The sequence below is a fragment of the Pseudomonas sp. MWU349 genome (assembly GCF_017947325.1).
Classification (GTDB): domain Bacteria; phylum Pseudomonadota; class Gammaproteobacteria; order Pseudomonadales; family Pseudomonadaceae; genus Aquipseudomonas; species Aquipseudomonas protegens.
On record NZ_JAFEVP010000002.1, the window covers coordinates 212,561 to 228,374 of the forward strand.

The window sequence follows — 15,814 nt, forward strand, 5'->3', positions numbered from 1 at the left end:
TCTCCAGGTGGCTACCCTCGTAAAGGGTGAACCGGATGCAAAAAAAACGCGCCGGCATAAGCGGCGCGTTGCGGATTCTAACAAAAAAACCGCGGTTAATGCTGACTGCCACCGGCACAGGTCGGCGACGCCGGAGCCACACCGATCTTCGACCATTCCTCAGGCGTATAAGTGTGCAGCGCCAACGCATGGAACTGGCCCATCAGCTCACCCAGGGTGGCGTAGACCTTCTGATGGCGCTTGACGCTGTTGAGGCCGGCGAACTGTTCGCTGACCAGTACCGCCTTGAAGTGGGTTTCCAGGCCACGGCTGTGCATGTGGCTTTCATCCAGCACTTGCAGGTGCTCGGGCTGCAACGCCCCGAGCGCCGCTTCGATACGTTGTTGCATGGTCATTGCGGGCTCCGCTTACTTCTTCTTCGCCGGGGCAGCCTTGGGCTCGAGCTCGGCGGTCATGTCGGCCAGCAGCTTGTTCACCACCGGTACCGCGCTTTCCAGCTTGGCCTGGGTCATCTGCGCCGATTGCTGGGTCAGCTGGGGCATTTTTTCCAGGACTTTCTTGCCCAGTGGCGACTGATAGAAAGCCACCAGTTCCTTGAGCTCCGATTCGCTGAAATTGCTGGTGTAGAGCTTGACCATGTCCGGCTTCAGCTTGTTCCAGCCGATGGCCTGGTCCAGGGCGGCATTGGCCTTGGCCTGGTAGGTTTCCAGCAGGGCACGCTTGGATTCCGGGGCTTTGGTCTGCTCGAAGCGCTGGGCGAACATTTGCTGAACTTGCATGTACACCGGGGTACCGAGCTTGTCCGCATGGGCCAGGGTCAGGAAGGCCTCGGCACTGGCGTTGTGGCTGGCGGTATCGGCAAGAACCTGGCCGCTGGCACACACCAGAACAACCGCGGTACAGATGGCACGAAAACGGGTCATCGAGTTTCCTTTATCTAGCAGGCGAGGTAGAACCCCAAGGGCGCCCATTCTGCGCCTATTAATCCGCGTCCCTCAACCCCACGCCGACCGGCCCCCGGTTTTGCCCGGCCATGACGCGGAAAAACCCCGGCATGGAACCCGAGCGGCGGATCACGGCCTAAACTGGCCTGTCAGACTAGGAGGATTGCCACGATGAACCGAATCGAAACCGACAGCCTGGGCCAGGTTCAAGTCCCGCAAGAAGCCTACTGGGGCGCGCAGACCCAACGTTCGCTGGTCAACTTCGCCATCGGCAACGAACGCATGCCCCTGGCGGTGCTGCATGCCCTGGCTCTGATCAAGAAAGCCGCGGCGCGGGTCAACGACCGCAACGGCGACATCCCTGCCGACATCGCCCGCCTGATCGAACAGGCCGCCGACGAAGTGCTCGCCGGCGAGCATGACGACCAGTTCCCTCTGGTGGTCTGGCAGACCGGCAGCGGTACCCAAAGCAACATGAACGTCAACGAAGTGCTGGCTGGACGGGCCAACGAGCTGGCGGGCAACCCTCGGGGCGGCAAGACGCCGGTGCACCCCAATGACCACGTCAATCGCTCGCAGAGCTCCAACGACTGCTTCCCCACTGCCATGCACATTGCGGCGGCCCAGGCGGTGCAGTTCCAGCTGCTGCCAGCGATCACCGAGCTCTCCGGCGGCCTGGCCGAGCTGTCGGCGCGGCACATGAAGCTGGTGAAGACCGGACGCACCCACATGATGGACGCCACCCCCATCACCTTCGGCCAGGAAATCTCGGCCTTCATCGCCCAACTGGGGTACGCCGAGCGCGCCATCCGCAGCGCTTTACCGGCCGTCTGTGAACTGGCCCAGGGCGGCACCGCGGTAGGCACCGGGCTCAACTCGCCCCACGGTTTCGGCGAGGCCATCGCCGCCGAGTTGGCGGCGCTCTCGGGCCTGCCCTTCGTCACGGCGTCGAACAAGTTCGCCGCCCTGGCCGGCCACGAACCGCTGACCAGCCTTTCCGGCGCCCTGAAAACCCTCGCCGTGTGCCTGATGAAAATCGCCAACGACCTGCGCCTGCTGGGCTCCGGGCCACGGGCGGGCCTGGCCGAGGTCAAGCTCCCCGCCAACGAGCCCGGCAGCTCGATCATGCCCGGCAAGGTCAACCCGACCCAGTGCGAAGCCCTGTCGATGCTGGCCTGCCAAGTCATGGGCAACGATGTGACCATCGGCTTTGCCGCCAGCCAGGGCCACCTGCAACTGAACGTGTTCAAGCCGGTGATCATCCACAACCTGCTGCAATCGATCCGTCTGCTGGCCGATGGCTGCAGCAACTTCCAGCACCATTGCATCGCCGGGCTGGAGCCCGACCCGCAACAGATGGCCGCGCACCTGGAGCGCGGGCTGATGCTGGTGACCGCGCTCAATACCCATATCGGCTACGACAAGGCCGCCGAGATCGCCAAGAAGGCCTATGCCGAGAACCTGACCCTGCGCGAGGCGGCGCTGGAACTCGGGTACCTGACCGATGAACAGTTCGATGCCTGGGTCCGCCCGGAAAACATGCTGGAGGCCGGGAAACAGGGGTAAGACCGCAGCCGCCTTCGCTGGCAAGCCAGCTCCTGCCGAAACCCGACTGCAGGAGTCGGCGCGCCAGCGAAGCTCAGCTCGCCGCGATCCGCTGCCGCCGCGCTCGCAACCCCGCCATCAACGACGGCCCCAGTGCCGTCAGCGCCGACCCCAGCACCACCAGCAGCGCCCCGCCATAGCCCAGGCCATTGATCTGCTCGGCCTGCACATACTCGGGCCAGAGCCAGGCTGCCCAAGCCACCGCGACAAAGGTCACCAGCGGCGTGATGGCCAGGGTCGCGCTGACCCGCGACGCTTCCCAATGGGCCAAAGCTTCGGCAAAGGCGCCATAGGCAATCAGGGTATTGAGGCAGCACGCCAGCAGCAGCCAACCCTGCAGCGGGTTCAACTCCAGCGCCTCCAGCGGGTGAGCCCAAGGGGTGAGCAACAAGGCGCAGAACAGGTAGATCACCATCATTACCTGCAGGGAATTCCACACGCTCAGCAGTTGCTTCTGGCCCAGGGCGTAGAAGGTCCAGACCGCGGAAGCGGCCAGAATGGTCAGCACCCCCGCGGTGTAGTCGCTCAGGGAAGTCAGCAGTTCGCTCAGGCGCTGATTGAAGAACAGCCCAAAGCCGATCAGCAGCACCAGGAGCCCCAGGCCCTGGCCGAGGCTGAACCGCTCCTTGAACACGAACACACTAGCGATCAACAGCAGGATCGGCCCCATCTGCACCACCAGTTGCGCGGTGCCCGGGCTCAACAGATTGAGGCCCATGAGGTACAGCACGTAATTGCCTACCAGGCCACAGACCGAGATCGGCACCAGCCAGATACCCTTGGGCCCCAGCACTCGCCAGCGCGGCAGGCGCCCCACCGCCGCCAGGTAGGCCAGCAGGCAGCCACCGGACACCGTCAGGCGAAACCAGGTCACGGTGACCGGGTCCATCACTTGCAGTACCTGCTTGAGCTTGATGGGCAGGATGCCCCACAACAGCGCGGTCAATAAGGCCAGGAACAGACCATAGACCCAGCGACCGGACGAGACGTGCATGCGAACCCCACAAGGCCTTACGAGCAAGGCTCACATACTAGGCCCGCGCCGGCAGCCGACACAGAGACAGTTGGCGACAAAGCGCAAACAGGATTGTGCAGGTCGCAAACCGGCCCCATGGGAGCCGGCTTGCCGACGAAGCGAAACCTAGCGTACCGCCTCGAACAACCCCGTGGCCCCCATGCCGCCACCCACGCACATGGTGACGATGCCATAGCGCAGGTTGCGCCGCTGCAGCTCGCGTACCAGATGCCCGACCTGACGCGAGCCGGTCATGCCGAACGGGTGGCCGATGGAGATCGAGCCGCCATTGACGTTGTACCGGGCGTTGTCGATTTCCAGACGGTCGCGGGCATACAGGCACTGGGAAGCGAACGCTTCATTGAGCTCCCAAAGATCGATGTCAGCCACGCTCAGGCCCTTGGCCTTGAGCAGCTTGGGCACCGAAAACACCGGGCCGATCCCCATCTCGTCCGGCTCGCAACCGGCCACGGTAAAGCCGCGGAAAAACGCCTTGGGCTTGAGCCCCAGCGCCAGGGCCCGCTCCAGGCTCATCACCAGGGTCATCGAGGCGCCATCGGACAATTGCGAAGAGTTGCCCGCCGTCACCGAACCGTCGTCGGCAAACACCGGCTTCAACGCCGCGAGATTTTCCAGGGTGGTGTCGGGGCGGTTGCAATCGTCGCGGTCCACCACACCATCAAGGATCTGCACCTCACCGGTGTTCTTGTCCTCGACCTTGTACTTGACCGTCATCGGCACGATCTCGTCGCTGAAAAGGCCAGCGGCCTGAGCCTGGGCGGTACGCTGCTGGCTTTGCAGGGAGTAGCGGTCCTGGGCTTCGCGGCTGACACTGTAGCGCCGAGCCACCACTTCGGCGGTCTGGCCCATGGGGAAGTAGATGCCCGGTACCTGCTCCTTGAGCAGCGGGTTGATCAGGTTTTCGGTGTTGACGCTCTTCATGGTCAGGCTGATGGATTCGACGCCACCGGCCACGATGATGTCGCTGCAGCCGGAGGCGATCTGATTGGCGGCAATGGCGATCGCCTGCAGGCCCGAGGAACAGAAGCGGTTGAGGGTCATCCCCGCGGTGCCGGTGCCCAGGGCCGAGAGCACCGCGACGTTGCGCCCGATGTTGAAACCCTGGGCCCCTTCATTGGAGCCGGCGCCGACGATGCAGTCCTCGACACTGGCCGGGTCGATGCCGTTGCGGGCGAGCAGCGCATTGACGCAGTGGGCGGCCATGTCATCCGGACGGGTCTGGTTGAACTTGCCCCTAAAGGACTTGGCCAGGCCAGTCCGTACGCTGTCGACGATCACCACTTCACGCATGACGCACCTCATTATTGTTGGCGGCAGGAAGAGCATCGAGCATAGATCCCTCTCCTGTCCCGCCGCGACAATCATTCACTGGGCGTATGCGCGACCATCGACCTACTTCTTGTCTTTCTTGTCGTGCTTGTCCGAGCGCTCGAACGCGGCCTCCAGGGCCCGGTTGATGGTGCGCAGGACCTTGACCCGGGCCCAGCGCTTGTCGTTGGCCTCCACCAGAGTCCAGGGCGATACCTCGGTGCTGGTGCGGTCGACCATGTCGCCGACGGCGGCGCGGTAATCGTCCCACTTGTCGCGGTTGCGCCAGTCGTCCTCGGTGATCTTGAAACGCTTGAAGGGAATCTCCTCCCGGGCCTGGAAGCGCTCCAGCTGGGTATCCTTGTCGATGGCCAGCCAGAACTTGACCACGATCACCCGGGCATCGGCCAACTGCTCCTCGAAGTCGTTGATCTCGCTGTAGGCCCGCAACCAGTCGGCGGGGCTGCAGAAGCCCTCGATGCGCTCCACCAGCACCCGGCCGTACCAGGAACGATCGAAGATGGTGAACTTGCCCCGGGCCGGGATATGCCGCCAGAACCGCCAGAGATAGGGCTGGGCGCGCTCCTCTTCCGTGGGCGCGGCAATCGGCACGATGCTGTACTGGCGCGGGTCCAGGGCCGCCGCGACCCGGCGGATGGCCCCGCCCTTGCCCGCCGCATCGTTGCCTTCGAACACCGCCACCAGGGCGTGCTTGCGCATGCGCTTGTCCCGCAGCAGGCCGGCCAGGCGCGCCTGTTCGGTAATCAGTTGTTCTTCGTAGTCGTCCTTGTCCAGGTGCTGGGTCATGTCCAGGCTGTCCAGCAGGCTGAGCTGATCCACCGCCGGAGGCAGCGGCGCCGCGTTGACCTGGGTGGCTCGCAGCGGCTGGCGGTTCAGCGCGCTTTGCAGCCCTTCCAGGAGAATCCGCCCCACGGTAAGGCTGCGGTAATACGGATCGACGCCCTCGATCACGTGCCAGGGCGCATAGTCGCGGCTGGTACGGCGCAGCACGCGCTCGCCGTACTTGACGAACTTGTCGTAGGTTTGCGACTGCTGCCAGTCCAGCGGGCTGATACGCCAGCTGTGCAGCGGGTCGTCCTGCAACGCCTTGAGGCGGGCCTTCATCTGTTTCTTGGACAGGTGGAACCAGAACTTGAAGATCAGTGCGCCTTCATCGCAGAGCATCTTCTCCAGGCGCTCGGCGCCGTTGATCGCCTGATCCAGGCGCGGGTCCTTGATCTCGCCATGGACCCGGCTCTGCAGCATCTGGCTGTACCAGTTGCCAAAGAACACCCCCATGCGCCCCTTGGCCGGAAGCATCCGCCAGTAGCGCCAGGCCGGTGGCCGCGACAGTTCCTCGTCGGTCTGCTGGTCGAAGGTGCGCACCTCGATCAGCCGCGGGTCCATCCATTCGTTGAGCAGCTTGACCGTCTCGCCCTTGCCCGCGCCCTCGATCCCGTTGATCAGCACGATCACCGGAAAGTTCGCCTTCTGGCGCAGTTCGAACTGGGCTTCGAGCAAGGCCTCGCGCAATGCCGGCACCTCGGCATCGTAGGTTTCTTTGTCGATGGCGTGACCGATTTCAGCGGATTCGAACATGGGTGGCTCCCTTCCAAGAATTTTCCAAGACTAGCGGATCGACCTCGGCCAGGGAAAACAAATCCCCGAACCTGCGGCGCCTTGCCATGGATCAAGCGCTGCCGGCGCGATGGGCTAGAATGGCCGCCTTGCGCAACATGAGCCGAACATGATCCCTGAACTGCCCCACGCCCAGCTCGACTGGGACGACCAAGGACGCCCGCGTTCGCGGGTCTTCGACGATGTGTACTTCTCCAGCGAATCGGGCCTGGATGAAACCCGCCACGTGTTCATCGAACAGAACCGCCTGGGCCCGCGCTTTGCCGCCCTGGCCGATGGCGAGCGCTTCGTTATCGGTGAAACCGGCTTCGGCACCGGGCTGAACTTTCTCTGCGCCTGGCAGTTGTTCCAGCAGCAGGCGCCCAGCGGTGCCCGGCTGCATTTCGTCAGTGTGGAAAAGTACCCCTTGAGCCCTGCCGACCTGCAACGGGCCCTGGCCCTGTGGCCGGAACTGGCAAGCCTCTGTACACCGCTGCTTGAGCAGTACGTGGCAGTGCATGGCGGCTTCCAGCGCATCGTGCTGGAGGGCGGGCGAGTGACCCTGACCCTGTTGATCGGCGATGTCCTGGAGCAACTGCCGCAACTGGACGCCCAGGTCGATGCCTGGTTTCTCGACGGTTTCGCGCCGGCCAAGAACCCCGACATGTGGACCGGCGAACTCTTCGCCGAACTGGCGCGCCTGGCCGCCCCGGGTTCCACTATCAGTACCTTCACCAGCACCGGCTGGGTGCGCCGGCTGTTGAACAGTGCCGGCTTCAAGATGAAACGCACCCCGGGCATCGGCCACAAATGGGAGGTACTGCGGGGCGAGTTCCTCGGCTGGCCGGAGGATGCGCCGGCGCCGGCCAGGGCCAAGCCCTGGTTCGCCCGCCCCCCGCGGCAAGAGAAGACCGCCCTGGTGATCGGCGGCGGGCTGGCCGGTTGTGCCAGCGCCGCCAGCCTGGCCGCCCGCGGCTGGCAGGTGCAATTGCTGGAGCGTCATGCAGAGCTGGCCCGGGAGGCCTCGGGCAATCCCCAGGGCGTGCTCTACCTCAAGCTCTCGGCCCACGGCACCGCCCTGTCACAGATGATCCTCAGTGGCTTTGGCTATACCCGGCGCCAACTGGAGCACCTGCAGCGCGGCCAGGACTGGGATGGCTGCGGTGTGCTGCAACTGGCCTTCAACGCCAAGGAAGCCGAGCGCCAGGCCCAACTGGCCGCGGCTTTTCCCGCCGACCTGCTGCACCTGCTGGACCAACCCCAAGCCCAGGCCCGGGCCGGTATCGGCCTTGAGCATGGAGGCCTGTTCTACCCCGAAGGTGGCTGGGTGCACCCGCCGGCCCTGTGCCAATGGCAGGCCAGCCACCCGCGGATCCAGGTCCTGGCACACCGGGAAGTCCTGGAACTGCGCCGGGTCGGTGAGCAATGGCAAGCCTGGGACGGTGACCGGATGCTGGCCAGCGCCGCGGTGGTGATCCTCGCCGGTGCGGCCGAGATCAGGCGTTTCCCGGCCAGCGCCGATCTGCCCCTCAAGCGCATTCGCGGGCAGATCACCCGCCTGCCCCAGACCGCACGAAGCCAGAGCCTGGCCACGGTGGTCTGCGCCGAAGGCTACGTCGCCCCCGCGCGCCTGGGGGAACACACCCTGGGCGCCAGCTTCGACTTCAAGAGCCAGGACCTGACCCCCACCAGCGCCGAGCATGCCGGCAACCTGGAGATGCTGCGGGAAATCTCCAGCGACCTGCTGCACCGCCTGGGTGCCGAGCAACTGCCCCTGGACAGCCTGCAAGGCCGCGCGGCCTTTCGCTGCACCAGCCCGGACTACCTGCCCATCGTCGGCCCCCTTGCGGAACCGGTGGCCTTTGCCGAAACCTACGCCGCCCTGGGCAAGGATGCGCGCCAGGTACCGGACCTGCCCTGCCCCTGGCTCGACGGCCTGTACATCAACAGTGGCCACGGTTCCCGTGGGCTGATCACCGCGCCGCTGTCCGGCGAGCTGCTGGCCGCCTGGCTGGAAAACGAGCCCCTGCCCCTGCCCAGAAGCGTGGCCGAAGCCTGCCATCCGAACCGTTTTGCCCTGCGTCGCCTGATTCGCGGCAAGGCCTGAAGCAGAGCGGCGGCGCTGACTTTCCAGCGCCGCCAATGGCCGCTGGCCAGCACCAAGCGCTACATCAAACCGTCCGCCCCCACTCAACTGCTTATAACCGATCGATCTAAAACTCCCGAGTTACGCACAGGTCAGTTTCCAGGTAGCCGCCCTTTTGACGGCGGCAGATTGACTCTCCCCAACGGAAAAACCGGTAAGGACTTATGTGCGGACTAGCTGGCGAATTACGCTTTGATCATCAACCTGCCGACCTGGCAGCGGTTGAACGAATCACCCACCACCTGGCCCCTCGCGGCCCGGACGCCTGGGGCTTTCACAGCCAGGGCCCGATTGCCCTCGGCCATCGACGGCTGAAAATCATGGACCTGTCGGACGGCTCGGCGCAGCCCATGGTCGACAACCAACTGGGCCTGTCCCTGGCCTTCAATGGCGCGATCTACAACTTCCCCGAACTGCGCGCCGAACTGGAAGCCAAGGGTTATGCCTTCTATTCCGGCGGCGACACTGAGGTGTTGCTCAAGGGCTACCACGCCTGGGGCGCGGACCTGCTGCCCAAGCTCAACGGCATGTTCGCCTTCGCCATCTGGGAGCGCGATGCCCAGCGCCTGTTCATCGCCCGCGATCGCCTCGGGGTCAAGCCGCTGTACCTGTCGCGCACCGGCCAGCGCCTGCGCTTCGCCTCGGCCCTGCCGGCGTTGCTCAAAGGTGGCGACATCAACCCGTTGCTCGACCCCGTGGCGCTCAACCACTACCTGAACTTCCATGCCGTGGTGCCAGCACCGCGAACCCTGCTGGCAGGCATCGAAAAACTGCCGCCGGCCACCTGGATGCGTATCGAGGCCGACGGCCGCACCGAGCAGCAGACCTGGTGGACCCTGCCCTATGGCCCCCGTGCCGACGAAACCGATCTGACTCTGGAAGACTGGCGTGACCGGGTGCTGGACAGCACTCGCGAAGCGGTGGCCATCCGCCAACGGGCAGCGGTGGACGTGGGCGTGCTGCTGTCCGGCGGTGTCGACTCCAGCTTGCTGGTGGGCCTGCTGCGAGAGGTCGGGGTGGACAACCTGTCGACCTTCTCCATCGGCTTCGAGGACGCCGGTGGCGAGCGGGGCGACGAGTTCCAGTACTCCGACCTGATTGCCCGGCACTACGGCACCCGGCATCACCAGTTGCGCATCGACGAACGTGAAATCATCGAACAGTTGCCCGCGGCCTTTCGGGCCATGAGCGAGCCGATGGTCAGCCACGACTGCATCGCCTTCTACCTGCTATCACGGGAAGTGGCCAAGCACTGCAAGGTCGTGCAAAGCGGCCAAGGCGCCGACGAACTCTTTGCCGGCTACCACTGGTACCCGCAGGTGGACGGCGCCAGCGATCCGTACGCGGCCTACCGTGCGGCCTTCTTCGACCGCAGCTACGACGACTACGCGGCCACCGTACAACCGCAGTGGCTGACCGCCAACGACGCCGCCGGGGATTTTGTCCGCGAGCATTTCGCCCAGCCCGGTGCCGACGCGGCTGTGGATAAGGCCTTGCGCCTGGACAGCACGGTGATGCTGGTGGATGACCCGGTCAAGCGTGTGGATAACATGACCATGGCCTGGGGCCTGGAGGCGCGCACGCCGTTCCTCGACTACCGCCTGGTGGAGCTTTCGGCCCGGGTGCCGGCACGCTTCAAGTTGCCGGACGGCGGCAAGCAGGTGCTCAAGGAAGCTGCGCGGCTGGTGATCCCCAGCGAGGTGATCGACCGCAAGAAAGGCTACTTCCCGGTGCCGGGCCTCAAACACTTGCAGGGCGCGACCCTGGATTGGGTGCGCGAACTGCTGCTGGACCCGAGCCAGGATCGCGGTCTGTTCAAGCCGGCCATGCTCGACCGCCTGCTGACCGATCCCCAGGGCCAGTTGACGCCCTTGCGCGGCTCCAAGCTGTGGCAACTGGCGGCATTGAACCTGTGGCTCAGCGAACAAGGAATCTGACCGATGAAAGCTAACGCCACGGCTTACAGCCAACGCCTGCTGCGCGGCCAGGCGCCGTCCTATGAACGCCTGCAGGCGCGCTTCGCCGAAGACGGCAGCGAACCCGGGTGCGAACCGATCGCGGTACATTGCGGTTGGGGCCGCCTGCTGATCGGCCATACCTTTCCCGACCCCACCAGCCTCGCGCAGGAGCTGCTCAACGAGCAGCCCGGTGAACGCGACATCGCCCTGTACGTCGCTGCACCGCAGCAGGTGCTGGGCTTGGAACCGGCACAGTTGTTCCTCGACCCTTCCGACACCCTGCGCCTGTGGTTCAGCGATTACCGCCAGGCCACTCGGGTGTTTCGCGGGTTCCGCATCCGCCGTGCCCAGAGCGAAGCCGACTGGCAAGCCATCAACCAGCTGTACCAGGCCCGGGGCATGCTGCCCATCGACCCGCAACTGCTGACCCCGCGCCATCAGGGCGGCCCGGTGTACTGGCTGGCCGAGGACGAAGACAGCGGCGCGGTGATCGGCAGCGTCATGGGCCTCAATCACCACAAGGCCTACCAGGACCCGGAACACGGCAGCAGCCTCTGGTGCCTGGCAGTGGACCCCGATTGCAGTCGCCCGGGCGTCGGCGAAGTGCTGGTACGCCACCTGATCGAACACTTCATGAGCCGCGGCCTGAGCTACCTCGACCTGTCGGTGCTGCACGACAATCGCCAGGCCAAGAACCTCTACGCCAAGCTGGGCTTTCGCACCCTGTCGACCTTCGCCATCAAGCGCAAGAACGGCATCAACCAGCCGCTGTTCCTCGGCCCCGGCCCCCAGGCGGAATTCAACCCTTACGCGCGGATCATCGTCGAGGAGGCCCATCGCCGGGGCATCGATGTGCAGGTGGATGACGCCGACGCCGGGCTGTTCACCCTCAGCCACGGCGGGCGCCGGGTACGCTGCCGGGAATCGCTGAGCGATCTCACCAGCGCCATCAGCATGAGCCTGTGCCAGGACAAGAGCCTGACCCACAAGGTGCTCAAGGGTGCTGGCTTGAACCTGCCGGCGCAGCAATTGGCGGGCAACGCCGATGACAACCTGGGCTTTCTCGACGAGCACCAGCGGGTGGTGGTCAAGCCCCTGGATGGCGAACAGGGACAAGGCGTGGCGGTGGACCTGCGGACCATCGAAGAGGTGCAAAAGGCCATCGACCACGCCCGCCGCTTTGACAGCCGGGTACTGCTGGAAAGCTTCCACGAAGGCCTGGACCTGCGCATCCTGGTGATCGGCTTTGAAGTAGTGGCAGCGGCTATCCGCCGTCCCGCGGAAATCATCGGTGATGGTCAGCACTCCATCGGCGCGCTGATCGAAGCCCGCAGCCGTCGCCGCCAGGCGGCCACCGGCGGCGAAAGCAAAATCCCCCTGGACCAGGAGACCCAGCGCACCCTGCACGCCGCTGGCTACGACTACAACAGCGTACTGGCCGCCGGGGAGCGGCTGTTTGTACGGCGCACCGCCAACCTGCACACCGGCGGCACTCTGGAAGACGTCACCGGCATCCTTCATCCGACCCTGGCCGACGCCGCCATCCGCGCAGCCCGTGTCCTGGACATTCCCGTGGTGGGCCTGGACCTGATGGTGCCGGCGGCGGATCAGCCCGAGTACGTGTTCATCGAAGCCAACGAACGCGCCGGGTTGGCCAATCACGAACCGCAACCCACCGCCGAACGTTTTGTCGACCTGCTGTTTCCCCACAGCCAACCGGCGCCGTGACCCTTCGCCGGCAAGCCGGCGCCTCCCCTCATGGGTAGGAGCTGGCTTGCCAGCGATGTCGCCCCCCGGCCCTCCATCCGTGCCCTCATCGAAACCATCGATGGCCGTTTCTCATCAGGAGTTTCCATGACCCGCAAGATTCCCGAACCCGACCTCGCCTACCTGCAGAAAGTCCTCCTGGAAATGCTCGCCATTCCCAGCCCCACCGGGTTTACCGACACCATCGTGCGCTATGTCGCCGAACGCCTGGAAGAACTGGGCATCCCCTTCGAGCTGACCCGTCGCGGCACCATTCGCGCCACCCTCAAGGGCCAGAAAAACAGCCCGGACCGGGCCGTCTCAGCGCACTTGGACACCATTGGCGCCAGCGTGCGCGCGGTGAAGGACAACGGCCGCCTGACCCTGGCCCCGGTGGGCTGCTGGTCCAGCCGCTTTGCCGAGGGCAGCCGGGTCAGCCTGTTCACCGACAACGGCGTGTTGCGCGGCAGCGTCCTGCCACTGATGGCCTCCGGGCACGCCTTCAACACCGCAGTGGACGAACTGCCCATCAGTTGGGACCACATCGAACTGCGCCTGGATGCCTACTGCACCACCCGCGCCGACTGCGAATCCCTGGGGATAGGCGTGGGTGATTTTGTTGCCTTCGACCCTTTGCCCGAGTTCACCGAGAGCGGCCATATCAGCGCCCGGCACCTGGACGACAAGGCCGGTGTCGCCGCGCTGCTGGCCGCGCTCAAGGCCATAGTCGACAGCGGCGAGCCGCTGATGATCGACTGCCATCCGCTATTCACCATCACCGAAGAAACCGGCAGTGGTGCGGCAGCGGCTCTGCCCTGGGACGTCAGCGAGTTCGTCGGCATCGACATTGCCCCGGTCGCCCCGGGCCAGCACTCCAGCGAACATGCGGTGAGCGTGGCCATGCAGGACTCCGGAGGGCCCTACGACTATCACTTGTCCCGCCACCTGCTGCGCCTGGCCGGTGAACACGAGTTGCCGGTGCGTCGCGACCTGTTCCGCTACTACTTCAGCGACGCCCATTCGGCGGTCACCGCCGGCCATGACATCCGCACCGCGCTGCTGGCCTTCGGTTGCGACGCCACCCACGGCTATGAGCGCACCCATATCGACAGCCTGGCGGCACTCAGCCGCCTGCTGGGGGCCTACATCCTCAGCCCGCCGGTATTTGCCAGCGACGCGCAACCGGCCCAGGGCTCACTGGACCGCTTCAGCCATCAACTGGAGCACGATGCACAGATGGAAAGCGATACCCGGGTGCCCTCGGTGGACAGCCTGGTAGGGCAGAAATCCTGAACCCGCCCCGGAGTTTGTGCACGCCCTGGCTGGCGGCACGGCCCCGGGCGCAGTAGGATCCCGGATTGTTTACCGGAGGCCCTCATGCTGATTCCCCACGACCAACTTGAAGTCGACACCCTGACCCGCCTGATCGAGGACTTCGTGACCCGCGAGGGCACCGACAACGGTGATGAAACGCCCCTGGAGACCCGTGTGCTGCGGGTGCGCCAGGCCTTGACCAAAGGCCAGGCGGTAATCGTCTTCGATCCGGACAGCGAACAGTGCCAACTGATGCTCAAGCACGATGTGCCCAAGGAGCTGTTCGACTGACCCAGCCCCCGGCCCAGCCCCCTGGGCCGGGTTATTCAGCCATTGGAAAAGCGCGGGCCGAACAGAATCACACTGGCCCCGATCACGCAGAGCGCCAGCCCCAGCCAATCCGAACCCAGGGGCCGTACCCGCTCCACCACCGCCAGCCAGCCAATCGAAGCGACGATGTAGATGCCCCCGTAGGCGGCATAGGCGCGCCCGGCGTAGGTGGCCTCGACCTTGGTCAGCAACAGGGCGAACAGGGTCAGGCTGATGAGCGCGGGAATCACCCACAAGGCACTCTTGCCCTGACGCAGCCACATCCAGAACGCATAGCAGCCGGCGATTTCAAACAGCGCGGCGAGGAAGAACCACAGGTAATTGAGCATGCAGGAACTCGTCAGGATTGTCGGATGCCGGCAACCCTAACGACGCCCTGGGGGGTTGGGCAAGCTCAACTGGCGCTTTGCTTGGCCTTGGCGCGCATCTTGTCGGCCATCAGGGTCATTTCGTCGTACAGCGCCTGGGGATTTTTCTGCTTCAGGGCCCAGGCCATGCGGCCCTGCTCGTGGGGCAGGATCATGAACTGGCCGGCATCGACCTGGGCATGGATGTAGTCGGCGATCTCGGCGGCGGTGATCGGCGAGCTTTCCAGCAACTTGCCCACCTGGGCCTTCATGGCCGGGGTCGGCCCTCGGAAGGAGTCCAGCAGGTTGGTCTGGAAGAACGACGGGCAGACCACATGCACACCGATTTCTTGCTGCGCGAGCTCGACCAACAGGCTCTCGGAAAGCGCCACCACCCCGGCCTTGGCCACGTTGTAGTTGCTCATGGCCGGGCCCTGCATCAAGGCCGCCATGGAAGCGATATTGATGATCTTGCCCTTGCTCTGCTCCAGCAGCGGCAGGAAGGCCTTGCAGCCCTTGACCACCCCCATCAGGTTGATCGCGATCTGCCAGTCCCAATCCTCCAGCGACAGTTCGCTGAAGAACCCGCCAGAGGCCACGCCGGCGTTGTTGACGATGATGTCGATGCCGCCGAACTTCACCTCGCAGGCCTGAGCAAAGGCGGTCAACTGGCTGTAGTCACGCACATCGCAGCGCTGCACAAAACCGTCACCACCGGCTGCACGCACCAGTTTCAGGGTTTCCTGCAGGCCCGCCTCGCTGACATCGGACAAGGCCAGCCGCCAGCCCTCGCGGGCCCAGCGCAAAGCGATTTCGCGACCCAGGCCGGAGCCGGCGCCAGTGATCATCATGCGATTTTGCATAAGAGTTGCCTTGTTGTTCCGGGGAAGATGAGCCGCAGTGTAGCGAAGGCCCCTGCGCCACCCACGCACCATCAGGGTGCTGAATGCCCCGGGCAAACCACCAGCCCGGTGCCCCCGACCTGTCATCCGCTCCCCCTGCTCCGGGCAGGCGCAAAGGAAATAAGACCGAAAGCGGAAAGCTTTAAAAATACTTGGAATTTTCTGGAAGGGCGCAGAGTCGGATTTATTAAGCGGTTCGCTTTATCCCTAAAACGAACTTGTCCTTGAATAACTGCGTTGTTCAACTCTATTCCAATAAGGAAACAGCCATGGGCACCATTCTGATCGTTATTCTGATTCTGCTGCTGATTGGCGGCCTGCCAGTGTTCCCGCACTCCAGAAGCTGGGGTTATGGGCCTTCAGGAATCATTGGCGTCGTGCTGGTGGTGCTGTTGGTGCTCTTGCTGCTGGGCAGGATATAACGCCCTTATTGCTCGCCCCAGAGCATGTTTGAACGTAAAAAGGCGCCGGTCTTCACCGGCGCCTTTTTATTAGCCCGAATAAAAAACACCCCACTTGTGGGGTGTTTTATTTACCCGGGCAACTTGCGCCAACCCCGCA

The 15,814-nt window shown here is 64.6% G+C and carries 14 protein-coding genes; 7 read left to right on the top strand and 7 right to left on the bottom strand.

Annotated elements, in window-relative coordinates; genetic code table 11:
* Positions 1–95: 95 nt before the first annotated feature.
* Both KCG88_RS08105 and KCG88_RS08110 read right to left on the bottom strand, forming a co-directional pair.
* Positions 96–395 (bottom strand): BolA family protein, encoded by a 300-nt coding sequence (locus KCG88_RS08105; RefSeq protein WP_011062596.1) that lies wholly within the window; start codon positions 393–395, stop codon positions 96–98.
* Positions 396–407: 12 nt separating this feature from the next.
* Positions 408–923, bottom strand: a complete 516-nt coding sequence (locus tag KCG88_RS08110; protein ID WP_015636579.1) for a DUF2059 domain-containing protein — start codon at positions 921–923, stop codon at positions 408–410.
* Positions 924–1,115: 192 nt separating this feature from the next.
* On the opposite strand from KCG88_RS08110, the gene KCG88_RS08115 reads away from it, so the two are divergent.
* Positions 1,116–2,510: a class II fumarate hydratase gene (locus KCG88_RS08115; protein WP_210712200.1), complete on the top strand. Its 1,395-nt coding sequence runs from the start codon at positions 1,116–1,118 to the stop codon at positions 2,508–2,510.
* A 73-nt stretch (positions 2,511–2,583) separates the two neighbouring features.
* Here the strand turns inward: KCG88_RS08115 and KCG88_RS08120 are convergent, their stop codons facing one another.
* The 3 genes from KCG88_RS08120 to pap all read right to left on the bottom strand — a co-directional run bounded on the left by KCG88_RS08120 (position 2,584) and on the right by pap (position 6,492).
* Positions 2,584–3,543, bottom strand: coding sequence for a DMT family transporter (locus KCG88_RS08120; protein WP_047288334.1), 960 nt, complete (start codon positions 3,541–3,543; stop codon positions 2,584–2,586).
* Positions 3,544–3,690: 147 nt separating this feature from the next.
* The gene (locus KCG88_RS08125; RefSeq protein WP_047288336.1) at positions 3,691–4,875 is read right to left on the bottom strand and encodes a thiolase family protein; all 1,185 of its coding nucleotides are present in this window, start codon (positions 4,873–4,875) and stop codon (positions 3,691–3,693) included.
* 102 nt (positions 4,876–4,977) lie between these two features.
* Positions 4,978–6,492: a polyphosphate:AMP phosphotransferase gene (pap, locus tag KCG88_RS08130; RefSeq protein WP_047337502.1), complete on the bottom strand. Its 1,515-nt coding sequence runs from the start codon at positions 6,490–6,492 to the stop codon at positions 4,978–4,980.
* Positions 6,493–6,640: 148 nt separating this feature from the next.
* Here pap and mnmC point away from each other — a divergent pair, with 148 nt between their 5' ends.
* The 5 genes from mnmC to KCG88_RS08155 all read left to right on the top strand — a co-directional run bounded on the left by mnmC (position 6,641) and on the right by KCG88_RS08155 (position 13,965).
* On the top strand, positions 6,641–8,617 hold the full coding sequence (mnmC, locus tag KCG88_RS08135) for a bifunctional tRNA (5-methylaminomethyl-2-thiouridine)(34)-methyltransferase MnmD/FAD-dependent 5-carboxymethylaminomethyl-2-thiouridine(34) oxidoreductase MnmC (RefSeq protein ID WP_047288340.1): 1,977 nt from the start codon (positions 6,641–6,643) through the stop codon (positions 8,615–8,617).
* 203 nt (positions 8,618–8,820) lie between these two features.
* A complete protein-coding gene (locus tag KCG88_RS08140) occupies positions 8,821–10,593 on the top strand; it encodes an N-acetylglutaminylglutamine amidotransferase (RefSeq protein WP_210712201.1) in 1,773 nt (590 codons plus the stop codon).
* A 3-nt stretch (positions 10,594–10,596) separates the two neighbouring features.
* A complete protein-coding gene (gene ngg / locus KCG88_RS08145) occupies positions 10,597–12,342 on the top strand; it encodes an N-acetylglutaminylglutamine synthetase (RefSeq protein ID WP_210712202.1) in 1,746 nt (581 codons plus the stop codon).
* A 126-nt stretch (positions 12,343–12,468) separates the two neighbouring features.
* Positions 12,469–13,653, top strand: coding sequence for an osmoprotectant NAGGN system M42 family peptidase (locus tag KCG88_RS08150; RefSeq protein WP_015636583.1), 1,185 nt, complete (start codon positions 12,469–12,471; stop codon positions 13,651–13,653).
* An 84-nt stretch (positions 13,654–13,737) separates the two neighbouring features.
* Entirely contained in the window at positions 13,738–13,965 is a 228-nt protein-coding gene (locus KCG88_RS08155) for a YheU family protein (protein WP_011062606.1), read from the top strand.
* A gap of 35 nt (positions 13,966–14,000) precedes the next feature.
* On the opposite strand, the gene KCG88_RS08160 is transcribed toward KCG88_RS08155, so the two are convergent.
* Together KCG88_RS08160 and KCG88_RS08165 are read right to left on the bottom strand one after the other, a co-directional pair.
* Entirely contained in the window at positions 14,001–14,333 is a 333-nt protein-coding gene (locus KCG88_RS08160; protein WP_016964115.1) for a YnfA family protein, read from the bottom strand.
* A 65-nt stretch (positions 14,334–14,398) separates the two neighbouring features.
* A complete protein-coding gene (locus tag KCG88_RS08165) occupies positions 14,399–15,214 on the bottom strand; it encodes an SDR family oxidoreductase (protein ID WP_047288347.1) in 816 nt (271 codons plus the stop codon).
* 308 nt (positions 15,215–15,522) lie between these two features.
* Between KCG88_RS08165 and KCG88_RS08170 the strand changes: the two genes are divergently transcribed.
* Positions 15,523–15,675, top strand: a complete 153-nt coding sequence (locus KCG88_RS08170) for a DUF3309 family protein (protein WP_007945780.1) — start codon at positions 15,523–15,525, stop codon at positions 15,673–15,675.
* Positions 15,676–15,814 lie beyond the last annotated feature (139 nt).

Coding starts and splice junctions, on each gene's coding strand:
- KCG88_RS08105 (WP_011062596.1), bottom strand. CDS start 395: ATGACCATGCAACAACGTATCGAAGCGGCGCTCGGGGCGTTGCAGCCC.
- KCG88_RS08110 (WP_015636579.1), bottom strand. CDS start 923: ATGACCCGTTTTCGTGCCATCTGTACCGCGGTTGTTCTGGTGTGTGCC.
- KCG88_RS08115 (WP_210712200.1), top strand. CDS start 1,116: ATGAACCGAATCGAAACCGACAGCCTGGGCCAGGTTCAAGTCCCGCAA.
- KCG88_RS08120 (WP_047288334.1), bottom strand. CDS start 3,543: ATGCACGTCTCGTCCGGTCGCTGGGTCTATGGTCTGTTCCTGGCCTTA.
- KCG88_RS08125 (WP_047288336.1), bottom strand. CDS start 4,875: ATGCGTGAAGTGGTGATCGTCGACAGCGTACGGACTGGCCTGGCCAAG.
- pap (WP_047337502.1), bottom strand. CDS start 6,492: ATGTTCGAATCCGCTGAAATCGGTCACGCCATCGACAAAGAAACCTAC.
- mnmC (WP_047288340.1), top strand. CDS start 6,641: ATGATCCCTGAACTGCCCCACGCCCAGCTCGACTGGGACGACCAAGGA.
- KCG88_RS08140 (WP_210712201.1), top strand. CDS start 8,821: ATGTGCGGACTAGCTGGCGAATTACGCTTTGATCATCAACCTGCCGAC.
- ngg (WP_210712202.1), top strand. CDS start 10,597: ATGAAAGCTAACGCCACGGCTTACAGCCAACGCCTGCTGCGCGGCCAG.
- KCG88_RS08150 (WP_015636583.1), top strand. CDS start 12,469: ATGACCCGCAAGATTCCCGAACCCGACCTCGCCTACCTGCAGAAAGTC.
- KCG88_RS08155 (WP_011062606.1), top strand. CDS start 13,738: ATGCTGATTCCCCACGACCAACTTGAAGTCGACACCCTGACCCGCCTG.
- KCG88_RS08160 (WP_016964115.1), bottom strand. CDS start 14,333: ATGCTCAATTACCTGTGGTTCTTCCTCGCCGCGCTGTTTGAAATCGCC.
- KCG88_RS08165 (WP_047288347.1), bottom strand. CDS start 15,214: ATGCAAAATCGCATGATGATCACTGGCGCCGGCTCCGGCCTGGGTCGC.
- KCG88_RS08170 (WP_007945780.1), top strand. CDS start 15,523: ATGGGCACCATTCTGATCGTTATTCTGATTCTGCTGCTGATTGGCGGC.